Raw genomic sequence first — 19,667 nt, forward strand, 5'->3', positions numbered from 1 at the left:
TGCTCAAGAGTGCGGGTCACGCTATCATCTTCAGTAAAGAGATTTTTCCCTGATTTGGTAATTATTTTTCTGTTACGAAAATGCTTGACCAAGACTATTCGGCATCTCTTTGCTAATTTTTAAAGTAGGTACATAATTAATTACTCCTCAGTTCTGCCATAGTTCCAATTGATGAATTTTGAGAAAAATCATACTTTATCTCATAGTTCTAAATGACTTGTGAATAACTATGTTCCCAACTTCTTGGAAAACTTGGGGATATAATTATATCAATTTTTATCAATGCTATCACCTGTTGATGTTAGGTACATAACCCAGCGTAGGAAACTTTTTGTAATTAGTCCTGTCTGTAAGACTAATACATTAGTTTATCAGGAATTTATATGCGATCGCCTATCGTAATCGGTACAGGATTACTTGTATCTTTAATTTTTAATGCCCAAGTATTAGCGCAATCTACGGTACAGTTACCACAACTAACTGCACAGAACTCTTCGCAACAAATCTTCAATAAAAATAATAAAAAGCTGCGTTCAGGTATTATTACTTTGCAAAGAACTGCGTGTTTTGGTGCTTGCCCAATTTATAAAATTACCATATTTCCTGATGGTAGAGTTGTCTACGAAGGGGAGCGTTTTGTGAAAGTTGTAGGTAAGCGAACTACTAAAATTAGTCCGCAAGCTGTGAGAAGATTAGTTGCAGAATTTGATAAGGTCAATTATTTCTCTTTACCCAGTAAATATCAAGGTGGGCCGACAGATTTACCTTCAGCAATTACTTCTCTCACTCTTGGTAGACAGCAAAAAACTGTGAATCATTATCTCGGTTCACCTAATGCGCCACAAGCACTAACAGCCTTAGAAAATAAAATAGATGCTGTTGTGAATTCTCAGCGCTGGATTGGGTCAAAAAATGAACAAACACCAAATCCAAATGAGTCAAATTCCACTCAACTAAAAGTTAACCGCCAATTGTGGAATCAGCAAAAGTTGACTAATTATCGCTTTACATTTAGTAGAAGTTGTTTTTGCGTACCTAAAGCAACTCAACCAGTAGTCATTACAGTCCGCAATGGTCAAGTTGCTTCTATTACTGCTGTCAATAACAATGAACCAGTTGATGCAGAATTATTCCAACAATATAATTCAATTCCGAAACTGTTTGGGATAATTGACGACGCTATTTCCAAAAAAGCATCTAGTCTCACCATCAAATATGATCCTAAATTTGGCTACCCAACACAAATCAATATTGATTATAACCAACAAGTTGCTGATGAAGAACTATATCTCACTATTAGCAATCTAGAAACATTGAAGTAAGGTTTTGCATATCTACATTTTGCTCTTATGAGCATTAGGGACGTAAATTTATACGTCCCTTTTATTTTGCCATCAAGTCTAGATAAACGGAAATATCTCTGAGTGATCAGTCATAATTCCAGGTAAGTGTGCATAAATAGCAAAACTCTCTTCCCTGCTGTCTAAATGATAAGTCTTTAACCGGACACGATATCAGACTCAGGGATGATGAGTGTTGAGTGGCTAGATTGACAAAATCACACTATAAATGGTCATATCTAAGCGATATGTAGTAATTACAAGGAATAAGGTCATGATTAAATCATGGATGATAATTGGGGGCGTAGCAATATTGGTTGCTTTGGGTGCTAATTTAATTCAGCCACGCGATCGCCAATGGTTCAAGCGCTTACAAAGACCGAGATGGCTAACTTTTGAAGCAGCAATTCCGGTTATTTGGAGTGTGATTTTTATTTGTGGCGCTTGGTCGGCTTATATTGTTTGGGAAACTAACCCCGGAACTAAATCCACTTGGTTGTTGATGAGCTTATATTTAATTTTAGAAATTGCTATTATTGCCTATACCCCTGTGATGTTTTGGCTGCGGAGTCTTCAAGCCGGTACAATTATCGGTGGTACAGGTTTTATTATCGGGATTATATTAACTCTTGCTGTTTTACCTGTTTCTGGTTGGGCAGCATTGTTATTAGTACCCTTGTTACTATGGAGTCCCATTGGCACTTATACTACTTGGGAGATGATCAATCTTAATCCTCAAGATGCTTAAGTATCAATGCTAAATTATTTTTAATAATGCCTTATCTGACTACTGCCAGTAAAATTGATCAAATAGTTGCTGAATATACCAAGGCTAAAACCCTTTGGATAGATACAGAAGTAGCTGATTATAACAGCCGGAATCCCAGATTGTCGCTGATTCAAGTATTAGATGATCCTGAAGATATGAGTGGCGATCGCGTTTTTCTTTTGGATGTCCTAGATCAGCCGGATTTGGTAGCTAATTTTATTCAGCAAATTATGGTCAATCCAGATATAGAAAAAGTATTTCATCATGCAAGTTATGATGTAAAATTTCTCGGCGATAAAAAAGCTAGAAATATTACTTGTACTTTAGAAATAGCGAAAAAAATTCCTTACTATCTTTTGCCAGTACCTAACTATCAACTCAAAACTCTAGCCACTGTTCTGTGTAACTTTCACTATATTGATAAACAAGCACAAACTAGCGACTGGGGACAACGACCCTTAACAGAAGAACAAATAGATTACGCTTATCTCGACTGCATTTATCTTGCTCAAGTGCATAAATGTTTGTTAGAATTACAATCAGAAGGTGATCCGGCTCCAGAAGCAGAAGATTTAATAGCTCTCAATTTAAGATATACACAAATAGAAGAGCAATGGAAGCTATTAAATTCTGAAGTTGAGCATTTGCAAGAGCGCATTAAAAAAGCTATGCAGGCTCAAAATGTATCAGAAACATCTTTCTTTAAGTTAACTGCTTATGAACGGAAAACCGTGAAAGCACAGTTTTTAGAACTGGCAAGACTAGTACAAAGTCAAGGATTAAATTTTGATTTTTCGATTACCTTGACTCAGAAGTTACAGAAAGATTTAGGTGGAAATTTAGAACAATTATCTGTAGAAATAGATACATCTAATTCTTGGAGACTAACTCCTAAAAATCAGGAAAGTAATAGTGAGAATGAGTGAAATAGAGTGCTAGTTTTCACCTACTTGCTACTAATAATATAAATTTTAAGTATAATTAATAACTCTTAAATCACCCCATAAAAGACAAAAAGTTAATAAATTTCCCGGTTAAGTCCAGAGATAACCGTTATTAAACCTAGGGAATATCAGTAAAGTGTGTTAATTGACATTGCACATCTAAATTCCCAAATTAATTAAATTGGGTGCTAATTAAATCTAGGTGGAATGCTGGTGGAAAGCAACTTATGAAGCTGCGGTTATGGGAGCAAAAGCGGGTGAAGGTGAGAAAAACATTGACTATAGTTGTGCTGACTGTGTTGAGTGCAATGACTCTTGTCTCTTGTAATCGAGACAAGAGTGTGCTTGTGACAGAAATAGGCTTCACTCCACCTAGCCGCCGTACTATTAAAACCTCACAAGCTGGGACACTGTATCTTCAAGGACAAAATCAGCACCTGAAAGGCGACTTACAAGCCGCGATCGCATCTTACACTAAAGCATTAAACCTCAACCCTGACTACAGTGCTGCCTACAAAGGACGAGGACTCGCCTATTTTGATACAGGAGACAAGGAAAAAGCGATCGCCGATTATAACGATGCGCTCCGCCTTTCTCCCAACGATGCAGAAGCCTTCAACAGTCGTGGAAACGCCCGCGCCTCCCTTGGAGATAATCGAAATGCGATCGCAGATTATACCCAAGCGATTAAGCTCTCACCCAACTATGCCGAAGCTTATAATAACCGCGCCAACGCCCGTGCAGCCATCGGTGAAAAAGACGGTTCACTTGATGATTACGACCAAGCTATTATCTTAAATCCCAGATATGCGATCGCCTATAATAACCGTGGCAACGCTCGCGCCACCAAGGGAGATAAACAGGGAGCCATATCAGATTACAATGAATCTATACGCCTGAATCCTAATTTTGCACCTGCCTACAATAATCGAGGTAACGCCCGTGCAGCCCAAGGAGATAAACAAGGTGCAATTAAAGATTTAGAACAAGCCGCCGCCATATTGCAACGTCAAGGCAATAACGACTTGTATCAACAAGTAATGAATAATATGCAGGAACTTGGGCAATAGTATACATAAACAAGACAACCACCACCTGTACCTGTTGCGTATATTCAAATTCTGCAAAATTATGGAGTATATAGTTCATCATCTAGGGTAAACTTCAAGGCTCTAGAAATAATCAGGCAATCGTTTAGCTTACCCCAGAACGATGTCTAGTCATACCCTCTAACTATCAGTTCGACTATCAAGTTACCCAAGTTCGGTTATTAGTTTCCTTTTAGAAGGCTGAAAGCCTTAAGGCGACACCCGGATTTGAACCGGGGGATGGAGGTTTTGCAGACCTCTGCCTTACCACTTGGCTATGTCGCCGCATTTACCATTATCTATCATAGCAATGTTTTATCTAAATTGAAAGGCTTTTATGCTGTCATCATCTAAAATACCGAATATTTGTACATTTTAGTGGTTGACAGCTTTACAGCCCACTAATTCATCAGTTAGATTTATTGAGATAAAAAATAAAAACAATTGCTCTTATTAGTAGGGATGATTACAGTAAAATCAAGCCTTTAAATATAAGGTTGCATGATTAGTTTTACTCAGGATGAACTGAGAAAAGCAAAGTCAACAACTTGAAAAACAGACACAAAGACTTGATGTACTATATCTAACTGGATGGTGTAAGGGTGTGGTTTACATGCAGCTATATCTACACCCTTTCCAAATCTGTGACTTTTTGTCTCGCTGTGTCCGTCCTCATACTTCTTTAGCCTAAATATTTGGTTATTTAGGCTTTTTTTGTTGCGAAATAGAAAGAGTATAGTTATACTGCCCCTGAGACCATTCACCGACATATAGTGAGTACTTGCCAGCTTGCCAGTAACCAGATAATTCTGGTTTGCTTTGAGAGTAGCTATCGGCTAACACGCAAAAGCGCCCACTAGGCCCATCGATTAATAGCGTTGGCTGTCCAGGACTGTCAACAGTTAACCGCATATAAGGCATTGACTCGGTAACTTGGATAATTTGATTGGGCGTAGTGGAAATATTGCCGCAGTTACTATGAACAGTCCCACCGGATTTACCACTTAAAACTAGCGGGTCTGATTGTAATTTGGACGAAATGGGAATTGATGGTGTTTCTGCAAAGTTAGGCTGGATAATTCCCATACTCAGTACAACAGCAACGGGAACAAATTTCAATAGTCTCAAAGTGTTCATATTAGTTAATGCTCCCGACTATTTGTAGAGCGATATTGATATAAATAGTCTGAACTAATAGACGATAGCAATCCCTCAGTGTTCCTAAAGCGAAGTATAAAATTTTATTAATGATGCTGCATAACTATATGGCTAAATATAAAAAATAGATGAAGTCGCTGGTTGGGAATAGACAAAAAATTAGCCTTGATGGTAAAAAAATTTAGACTGATATTCTCATCATGCTGATATATAGTTTTCCACAAACACTTCTATTTTCTGCCATTATTCAGCCTTGTAAAAACCATACATTAGTTAAAATCACAAACACAACCGCAAAAAGTTCGGATGTGATTGCTCACCTGTTGAACAAGTGTTTTAGCAGAGGTAGATAAGATTTATGAATCCTCAACCTGAAGAAGATTGGCAGCAACGCCTGCAAAAGCTAGAGGCAGAAATTAATGCTGGGAGTGTAGAACCGGAAAAACCCAAAGAAGCCAGACAGCAATCTCAGTTTAATTTTCTCAACTTTAAACCGTACTTCACTCGTTCGCAACTTTGGTTTCAAAGTTTATCGGGGACGAGGAAATTGGTAGTTGTGGGTGTGACTGTACTATTGGGTTTGGCAGTATTGCAAGCAGTGCTAAAACTTATTACCTCTGCAATTAGTCTGGCAGTGTTGGCTGGGTTAGTGTATCTTGGATACAAATTTTTTGTCGCTGATAGCTTTTCCAATAAGCAATAGCACTCTATATTAATCACGCCATTCATGGCAAAACTATTAAATTTAAAGGGAATTATTCAATGGCGACCCCAATTGTGCGGAGAAATGATAGTCAACCTAGTCAGTCAAAAACACCAACAAAAGTTAATTCACTGCCGTTAGTAACTAGACGCTTGGCGGCTTGGACAGTTGAAATGACACTGGTGGTCGCCAGTGGTTTCATTCCCTTGGGATTGGGAGCTTATGTCAATTCCAGAAGCGATATCAACCGTGTACCACTGAATCCGGTATTAGTTGTCACAGAAAGAGCGATCGCTCGGCCTTTGGCTTTACCTGTCAGCTACGGTATCCGCAATGTCGCTTGGCCGACTAATTATTTATGGATGTTGGCTTTAATTGCACCTGTAACTTTGTCTTGGTGGCAATTATATTTACTGGCAAAAACTGGTAGTACCTTGCCGAAACGGTGGTTTGGTGTGCGGGTTGTGAATGAGCAAGGTAAAGCCCCTGGTTTAGGTGGAGCAACTGCTAGAGAAGGCATTGGTCGTTTATCTATACCAGTTTCTATTGCTTACATACTCTGGCGGTATAGTTTTGCTTTTCCTAATTTGGGACTGTTTACATTTTTGGCAGTGTTGATGGTGTTGGGCGAAAGTATCGCTTTACCATCCCGCCAAGGTCGTCGTGCTTTGCATGATTGGTTAGCTGGTACAGAAGCTATTGACGCAAAACGCCCCAATGGCAGAGGTGCATTAGTCAAAAACAATGAACCAGAAGCCCCAGCAGCCGCAACCGAAGCTACCCTAGCACCAATAACGGCTGGGGAAACCAAATTCCCGACATTGTGGCGGCAAGTACGACAAAATTCCAACTTAACTTTATTTGTAGTCACACTGGCCAGCATGACTGCGGTGTTGGCGGCTTTAATTGGTACTCAAATCTATATCCAAAAACAGCAAAATCAGCGGGAAACCACACAAGTTAACAGTCAAAAGTTTTTGGAACTCGTTAAACAATTAAGTCCTAACTCTGGGGCGAGTTTGGAAGAACGCCAAAGTACAATTTTGGCAATGGGTGGTTTGAATGATGACCAATCTATTCAATTTTTGGCTGATTTGTTGGTGAATGAAACTAACCCCGTACTGTTGAATTCAATTCAACAGGCTTTAACAACCGTTGGTATTCCCGCAATCCCCGAATTAAAAAATAAGAATCAGTTTCTGGGTAACGAACTGCAATCTGCGGCACCGCAAGAGAGAGAATCATGGCAAAAGCGGTTACAACTGAACCAGCAGACAATTAACAAGATTTTGAATGTTTATAGCGGCAAAATCAATGGTATTGACTTGACTCGTACGACTTTGAGTCAAACCAGTACAACAGGAAGTTCTTCGTTCAACTTGGTGTTAGAGAACATTGATTTGTCAGGACTCAAATTAAAATCGGCTGATCTCAACCAAGCGAGTTTCAAGGGTAGCCGTTTTCGTAGTGTAGGTGAAGATGGGCGCTGGGATACTTACGATGATGCGATCGCTGATTTAACTCAAGTGCAAATGAAACAAGCCAATCTCACCGATGCTAATCTGAGTCGGGTGTTATTAACTGGGAGTGATTTAAGTCGTGCTTCCCTCAACCGCGCTAATTTAGAAAGTGCGCGTTTAATTGGCGCTAACCTCAGCAGCGCCCAACTTGTAGGAGCCGATTTGCAAGGTGCAGTGTTAGAAAATGCCAGTTTAACGGGAGCCGATTTAGGCGATGCTAAATTAAACGAAGCTAATCTATATGCGGCACGTTTAGGTAGAGTAATTGCGATCGGTACACAATTATCATTTGCCAACTTAACTAAAACTGATTGGCAAGGTGCAGATTTATCTGGAGCCTATTTAGATCATGCCAATCTCAGCAATGCTAATTTGAGTACTAGCCGGATGACTGGTGCAGTTTTACGTTCTGCTCAATTAGAAAATGCTGACTTACGTAACGCTGATTTGAGTTTTGCAGATTTACGTGGTGCAAACGTCGCGGGCGCAGATTTTAAAGACACAATTCTTGCACCCACCAAACAAGATCCCGCAGATCAATTTGTGCAAACTCCAGACACTGGTACAGTTTCGGCTGTAGTTAAAGGCGTTGATTTTTCTCAAGCGAAAAATTTAGATACGAAGCAACTAGCATACATTTGTACCCAAGGTGGCATTCATCCCCGTTGCCCGTAAAATTTAGATGGGGAGTCAGGAGAATACTTAATCCTACCTCCTCACGAATAACAAATGGCACATGAAAACATCCAATTATGATGTGAGGAGTCGGGTGATGAAGTATCTACTTAAGTTAGGTTCATTTATAGCAGCTAGTACAGTTTTCGGTTTGCTGATGGGTTATCAACCAGCACAAGCTCAAGTTGCTTATGGTAGCTATGTTGGTGTTGGCCCCACTGTGGGGTTGACTGATGGTATCCAAGTCGGGGGCGTTTTAGCTTTTCGCTACAAGCTGTTAGAAGCACCTATTTCTTTTCGCGCTCAAGCATTAATTGGTCAGAATACAGCTGTCGTCCCGACTGTATCTTATGATTTGCCACTCAACTGGCAAACAGATGCCTATTTGGGCGCAGGCTTAGTATTAACTGGTGGTGATAGTCCTTCTCCTGTAGGAAATAAAATTAGTTTTGCTTTACAGCCAGGAATTGATTACGTTGTTCCCAATAGCAATACAGTAATTTTTGGCAATGCGATTATTGCTTTTGATGCTTATCGTGATGGAGGTGGTGCAGCGGTGGCGGTTCAAGGTGGTGTAGGTTTGAGATTTTAAGAGCTAGTTGAATACAGTAAGCTGATTTTATTTTTGAACTATATGTTAGGTGGGCATTTTCAGAAAAACTCTCAATTAATCTCGAATATATTAATGAATGCCCACCCTACAAATACTTGAATTAGGAATCGCTAAAGCTCAATTAGTGTTTATTTCTGGTATCCAAAAATTTTAGCTGATTGTATAAGCAGCTAATTTGTGGTAAAAATACACCGGCTGCTTGGGCTTTGCGTAATGGATTCCCAATAATTGCTTCTACTTCCAAAGAGCGATGTTCGTCATAATCAATCTTCATGCTGGTGCGATAAGGCTTCATTTTGATTGTGTAATCCAGCATTGTTTGAATGAAGCTATCAGCTATTATACGTCCGGTACTTTTTGCACCTGCGGCTACTTCATACATCAATTGTTCTACTAATTGACGCATATATGAATCTGCCATTAATTCATCGGTTCTAGCGTTAAGAATTACAGACAGTCCATTATAAGGAATATTCCAGACTAATTTTTTCCACCGGGCTAATAGTAAGTCTTCGGTTAGTTCAATCGCTATATCTGCATTTTGAAAGTCGTTAGCAATTTGCTGTATTCTATTGGTAATTCCCGCAGCTTCGTAGTTCAGGGTATATTCACCCAAAACTATTTGTCCATAATCTAAGTGACGAATATGCCCTTGTCCGACTTTATTAGAACACAAAAAACATAAGCCGCCAATAATGTTGACATTACTAACAATCTGAGCAATCCCCGGCTCGATATCTAATCCATTTTGCAATACTAAGACTACACCATTATTTTTAATGACTGGTGGCAATAATTTTGATAATGAATCATTTTGGGTTGTTTTAAGGGCAATTATTACCACATCACATTGTGGCATTTTTGTCACGTCCCTATAGGCGTTAACTTGTGGTAAGGTAAAGTCGCCATCTTTAGATTCGACGATTAAACCATTTTGGCTTACGTGTTCGTAATCACTATTGAGTAAAAAATGAACATCCAAACCGGATTGTTGCAGTTTAGCACCATAAAATCCACCTAATGCACCTGTTCCTATGATGGCGTATTTGCGATCGCCCATTGCTGCTCCCAAATAATTTTTTAATGACTATTGAGTAGTATCTATTAATTAGATTGATTTTTCTTGATGGTATTCTACTTTTCTGGCTTAAGTTTTTGTCAAAAAACTTAAACAGCTTTAATATAAATTAAAATTTTTAAAAGTGAATAGGTAAAAAATATGGCTGATATTGTTGATATTGCGGTAAGCAACGATGCTTTCAAAACCTTGGTAACTGCTGTACAAGCGGCTGGTTTAGTCGAGACATTAAAAAGTCCAGGGCCGTTTACAGTCTTCGCACCTACTGATGATGCTTTTGCTAAGTTACCACCAGGAACAATCCAAACTCTGGTGCAAAATATTCCACAACTAACAAGAATTTTAAAGTATCACGTCGTCTCAGGGAAGTTGACCAAAGATGATTTAGCAAAACTCGGTACAGTTACTTCTGTAGAAGGTTCAAGCATTAAAATAGATTGTTCTGAAGGATTTGAAATCAAAAATGCTACTGTCTTAGCCGCAGATATCAATGCTGATAATGGAATAATTCATGTTATTGATACCGTGATTTTGCCAGGTTAATTTACTTTAGGTGGGGTGTACCCACCTAAATTATTTAATTTTTTTTAAAATTTATTATTAATAATCTTTAGTTAGTTTAAATATAGCAATCCTAAATAAATTGTTAACAAATCTATGCTATCCCCTCTATTCTCTGGCTTTAGGAATAATTTATAAATCAAATAGGATAGATATTGTTTAAATTATGTTACATTGGCGGAGTATTCACTTTTAATTAGTGCTAATATTAGTTGAGATAAATAAAAATATATTTAATTTGCTTATTTGAAATGTTAATTCTAAAACTAACTAACTAAATGCTCGATTTTCATACATTAGCAGAATTTTCCCGCAGCAATTGTATTGGTATTTGTGCCTTTCTTGTACCAGCTAATTTAATTGCTACACTATTAACCATCATCTTAACTGCATTACGTAGACCATTATCTCAATTGCAGCCAGTCGTCGGAATTGCCACTATTTTTGCCTTAGTGATGATACTGCACGTATATAGTTGGTTTGTTGTTGGTGTCGTTATGGCTCCTACTTATATTTTGATGTCTCTGGCAATTACTTGTTTATTGACTAATATTGCTGCGATTATCCTCCATAAACGCCTTATAAATAACCCTGATTTTTCTAAGACTTGCTAATGTTAACAACCTACACCTGTCAAGATGAGAGAAATAGGGTGATAGGAAGTAACACATGACTTATGACAAATTAATTTCTCGAATGCAGGCGGTTCAGTTGCCGATAATTCCTGTGGTTGGGGAACTAATTCAAAGTTCTCCGGGAACCATTTCTCTAGGACAGGGTGTGGTTTCCTACAGTCCACCACCAGAAGCAATTGAACTTTTACCGAAGTTTTTAGGGGAACCGACAAACAACCTCTACAAAGAAGTTGAGGGAATTCCTGCTTTATTAACTGTATTAACAGCAAAATTGTCAGCTTTTAACGGTATTGAAATTAATGCTGACAACTGCATTGTTGTGACAGCGGGAAGTAATATGGCGTTTATGAACGCTATTTTGGCAATTACTTCTCCAGGTGATGAAATTATTTTGAATACGCCCTACTATTTCAACCATGAAATGGCAATTACAATGGCGGGTTGTAGTGCTGTATTGGTAGAAACAGATGAAAATTACCAATTGCGTCCAGAAGCATTAGCCGCAGCAATTACGCCTAAAACAAAAGCTATTGTGACAATTTCCCCAAATAATCCCACAGGGGTTGTCTATTCTGAAGCTGCTTTACGCCAAGTAAATCATATTTGTAGCGATCGCCATATTTACCACATCAGCGATGAAGCTTATGAATATTTTACCTACAACGGTGTCAAACACGTTTCACCAGGTGCATTTACTGGCAGTAGTAAATATACAATTTCGCTTTATAGCCTCTCTAAAGCTTATGGTTTTGCGAGTTGGCGCATTGGCTACATGGTAATTCCCAAACATTTACTTGTGGCTGTCAAAAAAGTTCAAGATACAATTTTGATTTGTCCGCCTGTGGTGTCGCAGTATGCAGCATTAGGCGCATTGCAGGCAAAAGATGAGTATTTACAGGAAAATATTGGCGCGATCGCTAAAGTACGTCAGGTAGTGATAGACTCGCTGAACAATATCCAAGGTTTATGTACTATTGCTCAAGCTGATGGTGCCTTTTATTTCTTTCTCAAAGTGCATACTCAAATCAATGCTTTTGAATTAGTGAAAAGATTGATTCAAGAACACAAAGTTGCAGTGATTCCTGGTACAACCTTTGGGATGGAAAATGGTTGCTATTTACGGGTTGCGTATGGGGCCTTGCAAGAAAATACAGCCAAAGCAGGGATAGAAAGATTAGTCCAAGGTTTGCAAAATATAATCACTTGTGAATGAGTCTTGTAACTTCATTTTCTGTACTCCAAAATTGAGATTTAGGCATTATCGAACAGCGGCGAAAACAAAATGTTAAGTTGATTGTCGCTCCTTTTCCCGCTCTTCAAATAGGGTCTGACCAGTTTTTTTCAATGATTTTCTAAAAGCCTGTTGACAAAAAAGTTACAGGCTTAACTTGTCACCAATGATTTAGTACGGCTATATACATTTAATCCCAATCAATTAAGATTTTGTAGCAGTTGGCTGTGGCGCAAACTGAATTCGGGGATCTGGCATGAAGGTGTATCTGAGGTACAGTCCACCCCAAACGAATAAGACAATTAACAAAGCACCAATACCAAGAGGGCTAGGTAGCCAAAAGACGACTTCTATATGGTTGAGTTCACCGGGTTGGAGTCGCCATAGCAGTTGATTTCCTTGTTTTTCTGGTTCGACAGCATTTTCGGTGAGTTGAATATTTTTCGCACCCCACGGGGTGTTTAAGCTAAATTCCAAATCAAGGATTGCACCTGTATCTGCGAGAACGTTACCTTTGCTGGCAATTAAGGACAGCGATCGCAAGTCTAAATCATAAATTAATCGATTCCGAACTAACAATAAAAAATTATTCTGAAATAACAGCAAATTTGATTCAATCTTGGGTAATTCAGACTCAGTTTCGCTGGTTGTCGCTGCTACTTTTTGATTGTTATGAGAATTAAAAAACTCATTAAATTTAGTTTGTAATTCTTGACCATTACTAAAGGGAATTGTCACTATAACTTCTTCTTGAGAAATTCTGCGGACTTTACCTTCTAGTTTCCGGGTACGGCTTTCTATACTATCTAACCAGGCATATATATAATCACCACTAAAACTAGTGAGTCGTTCACCTAACTTAATATGCTGCACTAGTTCGCCGCTATTGGAGTGGTTAAAGTTCACGCCGACATCATACTTAACGCAACCAGATAGCAATAGGGATGTTAACACGACTAGCCACAACAAAGGCTTGCGTCTTATGTTTATGTTTAACAAGCCCAATGGTCGAATTAACCACATCAACATCTTTGCCAACTTAGAAAAGTTAATCACTGTATTTCTCCTAAAAAAGTCGATTAAGAATAAAGTGCAAAGGAGGAAATCACAATTTCCTATTTTATTTTTTCCCTTTTTTCATCCTTTATCCTTATTAATGGGATTTAGTCAAATAACTTAACTAATCTTGACTTTTTATTTTTACTAGAAGTACTTTAAAAAGCCAACCAAGTTAAGTACGAGATCATTAATCCAATAGCAGTTATCGCTACCCAAATAAAGCGATTATCTTTGGTATTCACTTGACTAAGATCAACAAATTCGGTTTCAGCAGGTTTTTTCTTGGCAGAAGATTTGGGAGGATTAGGAGCAATACGCATTTTGGATTCATTATCTGACAATGCACCTAAATCTGGAATTTCAGTCATCCATTCGCTTGGTCGTTTCAGCTTTGGTGCTTGTAAGATGTAGAGCAATCGCCGAGCTTGTTTGTTAGTTTCTGAGTAGGGATGTCGTTGGAGTTGTTTGCAAAGCGCGATCGCTTCTTCATTCCTGCCGGCAGCTTCATAAGCAGTTACTAGCCAAATTTCCACTTCGCCCCCTAGACGGGAATTGCGAACTAACAAAGCACTGGCCTTTTCCAGATTTTCGACAGCTTCTCGATATTGCCCATTTTCAAAAGCAAGTCTCCCGGCGTGGTAACGCTTTCTGGCAATTTCTAAACTTTGTTCACTCACGTCTTGCATACTAAATCAGTACTACTTTAATTTTGCCAATGCCAGTAATCTTTTTGTAATCTTTTTAAAAGTTGGCTCTCTTCAAGTAAATAAACTTTTAAAATTTTAACTAGTAGTCATCTGTAAAAACCCTTAATTATTCAATGCAGGTGAGCAAAATATGATAAATATCAAGCTTTCTCAACCCAATTGGCTAAGTGCAGGAATTAGTTTGGTATTGATGAGTACCGTAATTACCCCAGCGTCAGCCCAACAAGTTATTCTGATTGATCGCAGCAATCCTTTTGGTGTGACTCAACAACCAGCTGTTGGTTCTTTTATTTATGGTAGTCCGATCGCCACTCCTATGCCCGTAGATCCCACAACAGGGCTTTTACCTAGCCGTACTGTCTACCCCAATTATTATCCTCAAGTCAGGCACAACAGGTTCCATAATTCCACACTGGTGAACCCAACTTTGATCAATCCCATCATTAAAGATTCGACAATAGTCAATCCAGTAATTATTAATAATTCCTGGCGGCGGACACCATTTAGAGGGCGATCGCGGGTAATTATCACTCATCCTTGGTAATGGCAGGAGGCAGAAGGTAAAACTTTGGCTGATATTCCAGCCTTCAAAATTTTCTCATCTCTGCTGCGGCTACTATGTTTGTCCTTTGTCTTCACAAATGACAAAGGACAAAGGACAAATGATCAGCAAGTTAAGTAAACTGCGAACCCAAAATCATCGTCCCAATCCCAACGTCAGTAAAGATTTCGAGTAATAGGGCGTGAGGAATCCGACCATCGATAATGTGTGAAGCCTTGACTCCTTGAGCAAGCGATCGCACGCAACAATTAACTTTGGGAATCATCCCCCCACTGACTACACCACTAGTAATCAGTTCTCGTGCTTCCCGAATATCTACTTTTGGAATCAACGTAGACGGGTCTTGATAATCTTTTAAAATCCCTCTTGTATCGGTCAGCAAAATCAACTTTTCTGCCCCCAGCGCCGCAGCAATTTCTCCAGCAACGGTATCTGCGTTAATGTTATAAGCCTGTCCCGACTCGTCGGCGGCAACACTCGACACAACGGGAATATAGCCATTAGTTGAAAGGGTTTCTAAAATTTTGATATTAACACCGCTGACTTCGCCTACAAAGCCGATGCCTTCTTGACCTTGGGGACGGGCAGTAATTAAATTACCATCTTTGCCACATAGTCCCACAGCCAAACCACCAGCTTGGTTAATCAAAGAAACAATTTCTTTATTAACTCGACCGACTAAAACCATTTCCACAACATCCATTGTGGGCGCGTCGGTAACTCGCAAACCATTTTTAAATTGCGGTTCGATGCCTAATTTATCTAACCAACTGTTGATTTCTGGGCCGCCACCATGCACCAGAATCGGCCGCAAGCCAACACAAGATAAAAAAACAATATCGCGGATCACCTTGTCTTTGAGGGTGCTGTCTTTCATCGCCGCACCACCATATTTGACAACTACAGTGCGTCCTGCAAATTGTTGAATGTAAGGTAGCGCTTCGCTGAGTACCCGCACACGAGTAGCTTCAGCTTGCCTGATATACTCAATATCGTTGACCATCGTGGTTGAGATTTAAAACTTATGCAGTCAGTGTAGAAGACTTTTTCACCACTCACAATCTCTCTGTTAGGGCTGACGGGTGAAAACGAAAATTCACGGCTTTAAGTCAAGCAGGACTTACACAAAAATAACGTAACTCCGTCATTACGAGGGATAGGGAAGTAATCCCTCCTAACGATGGGATTGCTTCCCTACACTCCGTTCCAGTCGCAATGACATTATCGGTGTTGCGTAAGTTCTATCAAGGTTACAGGAGGGATATATGTGTTGAAACCTCTTAAATTTTCCTGAAAACAAAACTTTACACCCAGTTTCAAAAAATAACAGGTAACTGACCGTGATCTAATTTACGGTTATAAATACATATATGAGATAAGTATCTATGCCTAGAATTTATGCTTTACTAGTTGGTATTAATAATTACCATCCTGATTCTCAAGGAGTTAGTGCCTTAAATGGTTGCGTTAATGATATCGAAGCAATAGAAACATATTTACGTAACCGAATTGCTAGTGAAGATCATTGGGAATTAGTAGAAGACGCTAAATCTCCTTGGAAGCTAACAAATGAATTGGCAACACGTCAAGCAATTATTGATGGATTTCAGCAGCATCTATGCAATGCTGGTAGTGAAGATGTTGTATTGTTTTATTATGCAGGTCATGGTTCTTTTGAAGCAGCCCCAGAAGTTTTTTGGAATATAGAACCAGACCGTAAACTTGAAACATTGGTTTGCTATGATAGCCGAACTAAAGAAGGTCGAGATTTAGCAGATAAAGAATTAAACTATTTAATTGAACAGGTAGCAAAGAAAAATCCACATATTTTAATTATTTTGGATTGTTGTTATTCTGGCACAGCAACAAGAGTGCCAGAAGTTAGAGAATGTCAAACGCCTGGAGATAGACGAGTCAGAAATTTAACCGAATTTATTTTTCCAGCAGAATGGCTGAATCACCGCTTAAGTAATAATTATCAGCTACCAAGACATATTGCGATCGCGGCTTGTCGTTCCCATCAAACAGCAAAAGAGTATACAGGTGAAGATGGTAAACGGTATGGATTTTTTTCGTATTTTCTCATACAGGCATTGCAACGGACTAACAGTAATTTATCATATACAAATTTAATCCGAGATATTAACGCCTTAATCACTGGTAAAGTTAACGAGCAGTCACCGCAAATAGAAGCACCATCAGAGGATTTAAGACAAATTTTCTTAGGCGGTGCGATCGGTGAATCTCCAAATTACTTCACTCTAACTTATGACGACCAAAATCAGCATAGTTGGGTAATTAACGGTGGTATCTTACATGGTATTCGCCCAACTTCTGAAGGACAAACTTTATTAGCAATTTTTCCCCAAGGAAGTAAACCTGAACAGTTGCGCCAAATCTCTGAAGCAATTTGTCAAGCTACAATCACTCATGTAGAAACAGAAATTAGCAAAGTTGAATTAAACGACGATAACGTCAACTTATCTCAAGATGAACCTTATTGGGCAGTTATTACCGATGTACCTCTACCGCAGTTAAAAGTATATCTTAAAGGTGATGATGTCGGTGTAGAACTAGTTCGTCAAGCTCTTGCAACATCTGATAGAAATAAACCTTCCTTGTTTGTTCGAGAAGCAGAATCATCTCAAAATACAAATTATTATGTAGAAGCTACTAACGGTCAATACTGGATTTTAGAAGCTGCTGATAAACATCCTTTAGTTGCACCTGTTCCCGAAATACCAGATACGCAAGCATATACCAGACAACGTGCAGAACAAATCATCAGACGTTTAGAGAATATAGCACGTTGGACAAATATTTTAGAAATGAAAACTCCACCTACTAGTCAAATTAAAGCTGGAGATGTGGAGATGGAAGTGATTATTACCTCTGGAAATCAACAATATTCCTCACAACAGGAAATTGCCGAGATGCGGGGAGAATACACCTTGAGAAATAACAGGCTAGAACCTCCACAAATTGAAATAAAAGTTACGAATCACAGCGAACAAGACCTATATTTTCAAATATTAGAATTAGCGGAAAGTTATGCAATAGATATACCTAAATTCTTTATAGATGAAAGTAGTATACGTTTGCCTAAAAGCGATAGTGAAGGAAGCACTGTTAATAGTAAAAGAGTAAAATTTAAAATTAATGATACCTACTTAAAGAATGGAATTACAGAATATAACGAAATTTTTAAATTAATTGTTAGTACTAGAGATTTTAATGCGAGCTTGCTTAAACAAGCAGGTCTTGATTCTCCACCTCCTATACATCGTTCCGTAGGTTTATCAGGCGCTCTCAACCGTTTAATGAACAAAGTTTATACTCGTGAGGCTGATTATAGTGATGAATATATTGATAACTGGATGACTCAGGAAATTAAAGTTATTCTAGTCAGACCACCAGGGGGGGTAGAAATAAAACAATCAGAACCTACTCTAATATTTCATGGTGTCCAACTACATGGACATCCAAGTTTTAAGGGAAAATTTAGCCTCAGTTCTTTGCCTCCCAGTAGTCGATATATAAATAGCAAATTATTGCCACCTATTCTCCTCCAAGACCAAAACTTGGCTCAACCATTTGAATTCAATACTACTCGTAGTCCTGAAAGATTAAACGTTTTAGAAGTAACTGATGTCGAAAATTACGCAGATGTCACACCAGAAAATCCCATCACAATAGTAGTTAGCACATCAATAACACCAAACGAACATATATTACCAATTGGATATGATGGAGAGTTTTTCCTACCATTGGGTAAAGCCAAATTAGTCAATGGCAAAACAGAAATCGTCTTAGAACGCTTACCTCAGCCAACAATAGATAGTCGGAGTTTACAAGGTTCAATTAAGATACTATTTCAAAAACTGCTTTATCAAACTTTAGGCAAAGATTTTCCCTATCCACTTGTGAGAGTAGTAGAAGTTTCATCAAATGGATATGTGTCTTATCAAGACAAGAAAGAAATTATTAAAACCAAGGTCGAAGCATCTGAGAAAATTTTACTCTATATTCATGGCATCATCGGTGATACAAAAAGTTTAGTCACCAGTGTTAAAGAAGCAAGATTGATAGAAAATGGACAACAAATAACCCTAAGAGACAAATATGATTTAGTTCTCGCTTGCGACTATGAAAATCTGCATACCACAATTGAAGAAAACGCTGAATTACTCAGAGGAAGATTAGCAGAAATTGGGTTAGGAGCCAACCACAAAAAACAATTACATATTGTTGCTCATTCAATGGGTGGTTTAATTTCCCGCACTTTTATTGAAAAAGAAGGGGGAAATCGAATAGTACAACACTTAGTTATGTTAGGTACACCTAATGCAGGTTCTCCTTGGCCTAACATTCAAGATTTGGCTTTCGCATTTCTGGGGATTGGATTGAATCAACTGTCTTCAGTCATTTGGCCGACAAAAATTATTGCTGCATTAGTCGCATTTTTAGAATTAAACGATCGCGCTTTGGATCAGATGAATCCCGAAAGTTCTTTTATCCAAAGCCTCTCTACAAATCCTGACCCTGGCGTTAAATATACCATCATTGCAGGCGATCGCTCGATTCGTCCAGAAGCATTACAAACTGAACCTGGAAGAAAATCCAGCCAGATACAGCGACTTATACAAAAGCTGTTTGGCTCAACTGTAGATGGTGTAGTAGATTTGGTATTTCTTCAACAAGCAAACGACATAGCGGTGACACTAGAAAGTATTAAAAGTGTCAGTTTAAACCGTACACCCCAACCCAGAATTATTTTGCCAGACACAGCTTGCGATCATCTTACCTACTTTACTAGCCAACATGGCTTAGAGGCATTAGTAACAGCCCTGTGTGACAATTCTGAAATCTCAAATGAATAAACTGCCTTATAAGAAACCTCCTGTATGAATCATATTTTGTTTACTGAACAGATAAATTTTCTATAGTTCTTTGCGTCTTTGCGCCTTTGCGTGAGACTTAAAATTCTTGTTATTTAGCATTCGTGCAGGAATTTTAATATCCCA

17 protein-coding genes and 1 tRNA gene are annotated in these 19,667 nt (G+C 38.6%); 12 read left to right on the plus strand and 6 right to left on the minus strand.

What is annotated here, in order from left to right; translation table 11 throughout:
• Nucleotides 1-383: 383 nt before the first annotated feature.
• From NOS7107_RS29340 to NOS7107_RS08130, 4 genes are all read left to right on the plus strand, one after another.
• Entirely contained in the window at nucleotides 384-1,322 is a 939-nt protein-coding gene (locus NOS7107_RS29340; protein WP_015112492.1) for a DUF6174 domain-containing protein, read from the plus strand.
• A 292-nt stretch (nucleotides 1,323-1,614) separates the two neighbouring features.
• The gene (locus NOS7107_RS08120) at nucleotides 1,615-2,088 is read left to right on the plus strand and encodes a TspO/MBR family protein (protein ID WP_015112493.1); all 474 of its coding nucleotides are present in this window, start codon (nucleotides 1,615-1,617) and stop codon (nucleotides 2,086-2,088) included.
• 26 nt (nucleotides 2,089-2,114) lie between these two features.
• Nucleotides 2,115-3,035: a 3'-5' exonuclease gene (locus NOS7107_RS08125; protein WP_015112494.1), complete on the plus strand. Its 921-nt coding sequence runs from the start codon at nucleotides 2,115-2,117 to the stop codon at nucleotides 3,033-3,035.
• A gap of 245 nt (nucleotides 3,036-3,280) precedes the next feature.
• Nucleotides 3,281-4,123 (plus strand): tetratricopeptide repeat protein, encoded by an 843-nt coding sequence (locus tag NOS7107_RS08130; protein WP_015112495.1) that lies wholly within the window; start codon nucleotides 3,281-3,283, stop codon nucleotides 4,121-4,123.
• Nucleotides 4,124-4,354: 231 nt separating this feature from the next.
• On the opposite strand, the gene NOS7107_RS08135 is transcribed toward NOS7107_RS08130, so the two are convergent.
• Together NOS7107_RS08135 and NOS7107_RS08140 are read right to left on the minus strand one after the other, a co-directional pair.
• Nucleotides 4,355-4,426: transfer RNA gene (locus tag NOS7107_RS08135), tRNA-Cys, on the minus strand.
• 414 nt (nucleotides 4,427-4,840) lie between these two features.
• Nucleotides 4,841-5,278, minus strand: coding sequence for a hypothetical protein (locus NOS7107_RS08140; protein ID WP_015112496.1), 438 nt, complete (start codon nucleotides 5,276-5,278; stop codon nucleotides 4,841-4,843).
• Between the two features lie 379 nt (nucleotides 5,279-5,657).
• Between NOS7107_RS08140 and NOS7107_RS08145 the strand changes: the two genes are divergently transcribed.
• The 3 genes from NOS7107_RS08145 (at nucleotide 5,658) to NOS7107_RS08155 (ending at nucleotide 8,789) form a co-directional block, all read left to right on the plus strand.
• The gene (locus NOS7107_RS08145) at nucleotides 5,658-6,002 is read left to right on the plus strand and encodes a hypothetical protein (RefSeq protein ID WP_015112497.1); all 345 of its coding nucleotides are present in this window, start codon (nucleotides 5,658-5,660) and stop codon (nucleotides 6,000-6,002) included.
• Nucleotides 6,003-6,061: 59 nt separating this feature from the next.
• Nucleotides 6,062-8,197, plus strand: coding sequence for a pentapeptide repeat-containing protein (locus tag NOS7107_RS08150; protein ID WP_015112498.1), 2,136 nt, complete (start codon nucleotides 6,062-6,064; stop codon nucleotides 8,195-8,197).
• 97 nt (nucleotides 8,198-8,294) lie between these two features.
• The gene (locus NOS7107_RS08155) at nucleotides 8,295-8,789 is read left to right on the plus strand and encodes a hypothetical protein (RefSeq protein ID WP_015112499.1); all 495 of its coding nucleotides are present in this window, start codon (nucleotides 8,295-8,297) and stop codon (nucleotides 8,787-8,789) included.
• 142 nt (nucleotides 8,790-8,931) lie between these two features.
• Here NOS7107_RS08155 and NOS7107_RS08160 read toward each other — a convergent pair whose 3' ends face one another.
• Nucleotides 8,932-9,870, minus strand: coding sequence for a putative 2-dehydropantoate 2-reductase (locus tag NOS7107_RS08160; protein ID WP_015112500.1), 939 nt, complete (start codon nucleotides 9,868-9,870; stop codon nucleotides 8,932-8,934).
• 159 nt (nucleotides 9,871-10,029) lie between these two features.
• Between NOS7107_RS08160 and NOS7107_RS08165 the strand changes: the two genes are divergently transcribed.
• The 3 genes from NOS7107_RS08165 (at nucleotide 10,030) to NOS7107_RS08175 (ending at nucleotide 12,297) form a co-directional block, all read left to right on the plus strand.
• Nucleotides 10,030-10,431 carry a fasciclin domain-containing protein gene (locus NOS7107_RS08165; RefSeq protein ID WP_015112501.1) on the plus strand — a complete coding sequence of 134 codons (402 nt, stop codon included), beginning with the start codon at nucleotides 10,030-10,032 and terminating at the stop codon, nucleotides 10,429-10,431.
• A 296-nt stretch (nucleotides 10,432-10,727) separates the two neighbouring features.
• Complete coding sequence (locus NOS7107_RS08170) at nucleotides 10,728-11,063, plus strand: hypothetical protein (protein WP_015112502.1); 336 nt, start codon at nucleotides 10,728-10,730, stop codon at nucleotides 11,061-11,063.
• A gap of 55 nt (nucleotides 11,064-11,118) precedes the next feature.
• The gene (locus NOS7107_RS08175; RefSeq protein WP_015112503.1) at nucleotides 11,119-12,297 is read left to right on the plus strand and encodes a pyridoxal phosphate-dependent aminotransferase; all 1,179 of its coding nucleotides are present in this window, start codon (nucleotides 11,119-11,121) and stop codon (nucleotides 12,295-12,297) included.
• Between the two features lie 222 nt (nucleotides 12,298-12,519).
• Here the strand turns inward: NOS7107_RS08175 and NOS7107_RS08180 are convergent, their stop codons facing one another.
• Together NOS7107_RS08180 and NOS7107_RS08185 are read right to left on the minus strand one after the other, a co-directional pair.
• On the minus strand, nucleotides 12,520-13,344 hold the full coding sequence (locus tag NOS7107_RS08180) for a DUF3153 domain-containing protein (RefSeq protein ID WP_085999803.1): 825 nt from the start codon (nucleotides 13,342-13,344) through the stop codon (nucleotides 12,520-12,522).
• A gap of 185 nt (nucleotides 13,345-13,529) precedes the next feature.
• Entirely contained in the window at nucleotides 13,530-14,060 is a 531-nt protein-coding gene (locus tag NOS7107_RS08185) for a tetratricopeptide repeat protein (RefSeq protein WP_015112505.1), read from the minus strand.
• A 151-nt stretch (nucleotides 14,061-14,211) separates the two neighbouring features.
• Here NOS7107_RS08185 and NOS7107_RS08190 point away from each other — a divergent pair, with 151 nt between their 5' ends.
• The gene (locus tag NOS7107_RS08190) at nucleotides 14,212-14,625 is read left to right on the plus strand and encodes a hypothetical protein (RefSeq protein ID WP_015112506.1); all 414 of its coding nucleotides are present in this window, start codon (nucleotides 14,212-14,214) and stop codon (nucleotides 14,623-14,625) included.
• A gap of 130 nt (nucleotides 14,626-14,755) precedes the next feature.
• Here the strand turns inward: NOS7107_RS08190 and argB are convergent, their stop codons facing one another.
• Nucleotides 14,756-15,646, minus strand: a complete 891-nt coding sequence (gene argB, locus NOS7107_RS08195; RefSeq protein WP_015112507.1) for an acetylglutamate kinase — start codon at nucleotides 15,644-15,646, stop codon at nucleotides 14,756-14,758.
• A gap of 382 nt (nucleotides 15,647-16,028) precedes the next feature.
• Here argB and NOS7107_RS08200 point away from each other — a divergent pair, with 382 nt between their 5' ends.
• Complete coding sequence (locus tag NOS7107_RS08200; RefSeq protein WP_015112508.1) at nucleotides 16,029-19,523, plus strand: caspase family protein; 3,495 nt, start codon at nucleotides 16,029-16,031, stop codon at nucleotides 19,521-19,523.
• Nucleotides 19,524-19,667 lie beyond the last annotated feature (144 nt).

Source organism: Nostoc sp. PCC 7107 (genome assembly GCF_000316625.1).
Classification (GTDB): Bacteria; Cyanobacteriota; Cyanobacteriia; order Cyanobacteriales; family Nostocaceae; genus Nostoc_B.

Coding starts and splice junctions, on each gene's coding strand:
- NOS7107_RS29340 (WP_015112492.1), top strand. CDS start 384: ATGCGATCGCCTATCGTAATCGGTACAGGATTACTTGTATCTTTAATT.
- NOS7107_RS08120 (WP_015112493.1), top strand. CDS start 1,615: ATGATTAAATCATGGATGATAATTGGGGGCGTAGCAATATTGGTTGCT.
- NOS7107_RS08125 (WP_015112494.1), top strand. CDS start 2,115: ATGCCTTATCTGACTACTGCCAGTAAAATTGATCAAATAGTTGCTGAA.
- NOS7107_RS08130 (WP_015112495.1), top strand. CDS start 3,281: ATGAAGCTGCGGTTATGGGAGCAAAAGCGGGTGAAGGTGAGAAAAACA.
- NOS7107_RS08140 (WP_015112496.1), bottom strand. CDS start 5,278: ATGAACACTTTGAGACTATTGAAATTTGTTCCCGTTGCTGTTGTACTG.
- NOS7107_RS08145 (WP_015112497.1), top strand. CDS start 5,658: ATGAATCCTCAACCTGAAGAAGATTGGCAGCAACGCCTGCAAAAGCTA.
- NOS7107_RS08150 (WP_015112498.1), top strand. CDS start 6,062: ATGGCGACCCCAATTGTGCGGAGAAATGATAGTCAACCTAGTCAGTCA.
- NOS7107_RS08155 (WP_015112499.1), top strand. CDS start 8,295: ATGAAGTATCTACTTAAGTTAGGTTCATTTATAGCAGCTAGTACAGTT.
- NOS7107_RS08160 (WP_015112500.1), bottom strand. CDS start 9,870: ATGGGCGATCGCAAATACGCCATCATAGGAACAGGTGCATTAGGTGGA.
- NOS7107_RS08165 (WP_015112501.1), top strand. CDS start 10,030: ATGGCTGATATTGTTGATATTGCGGTAAGCAACGATGCTTTCAAAACC.
- NOS7107_RS08170 (WP_015112502.1), top strand. CDS start 10,728: ATGCTCGATTTTCATACATTAGCAGAATTTTCCCGCAGCAATTGTATT.
- NOS7107_RS08175 (WP_015112503.1), top strand. CDS start 11,119: ATGACTTATGACAAATTAATTTCTCGAATGCAGGCGGTTCAGTTGCCG.
- NOS7107_RS08180 (WP_085999803.1), bottom strand. CDS start 13,344: ATGTTGATGTGGTTAATTCGACCATTGGGCTTGTTAAACATAAACATA.
- NOS7107_RS08185 (WP_015112505.1), bottom strand. CDS start 14,060: ATGCAAGACGTGAGTGAACAAAGTTTAGAAATTGCCAGAAAGCGTTAC.
- NOS7107_RS08190 (WP_015112506.1), top strand. CDS start 14,212: ATGATAAATATCAAGCTTTCTCAACCCAATTGGCTAAGTGCAGGAATT.
- argB (WP_015112507.1), bottom strand. CDS start 15,646: ATGGTCAACGATATTGAGTATATCAGGCAAGCTGAAGCTACTCGTGTG.
- NOS7107_RS08200 (WP_015112508.1), top strand. CDS start 16,029: ATGCCTAGAATTTATGCTTTACTAGTTGGTATTAATAATTACCATCCT.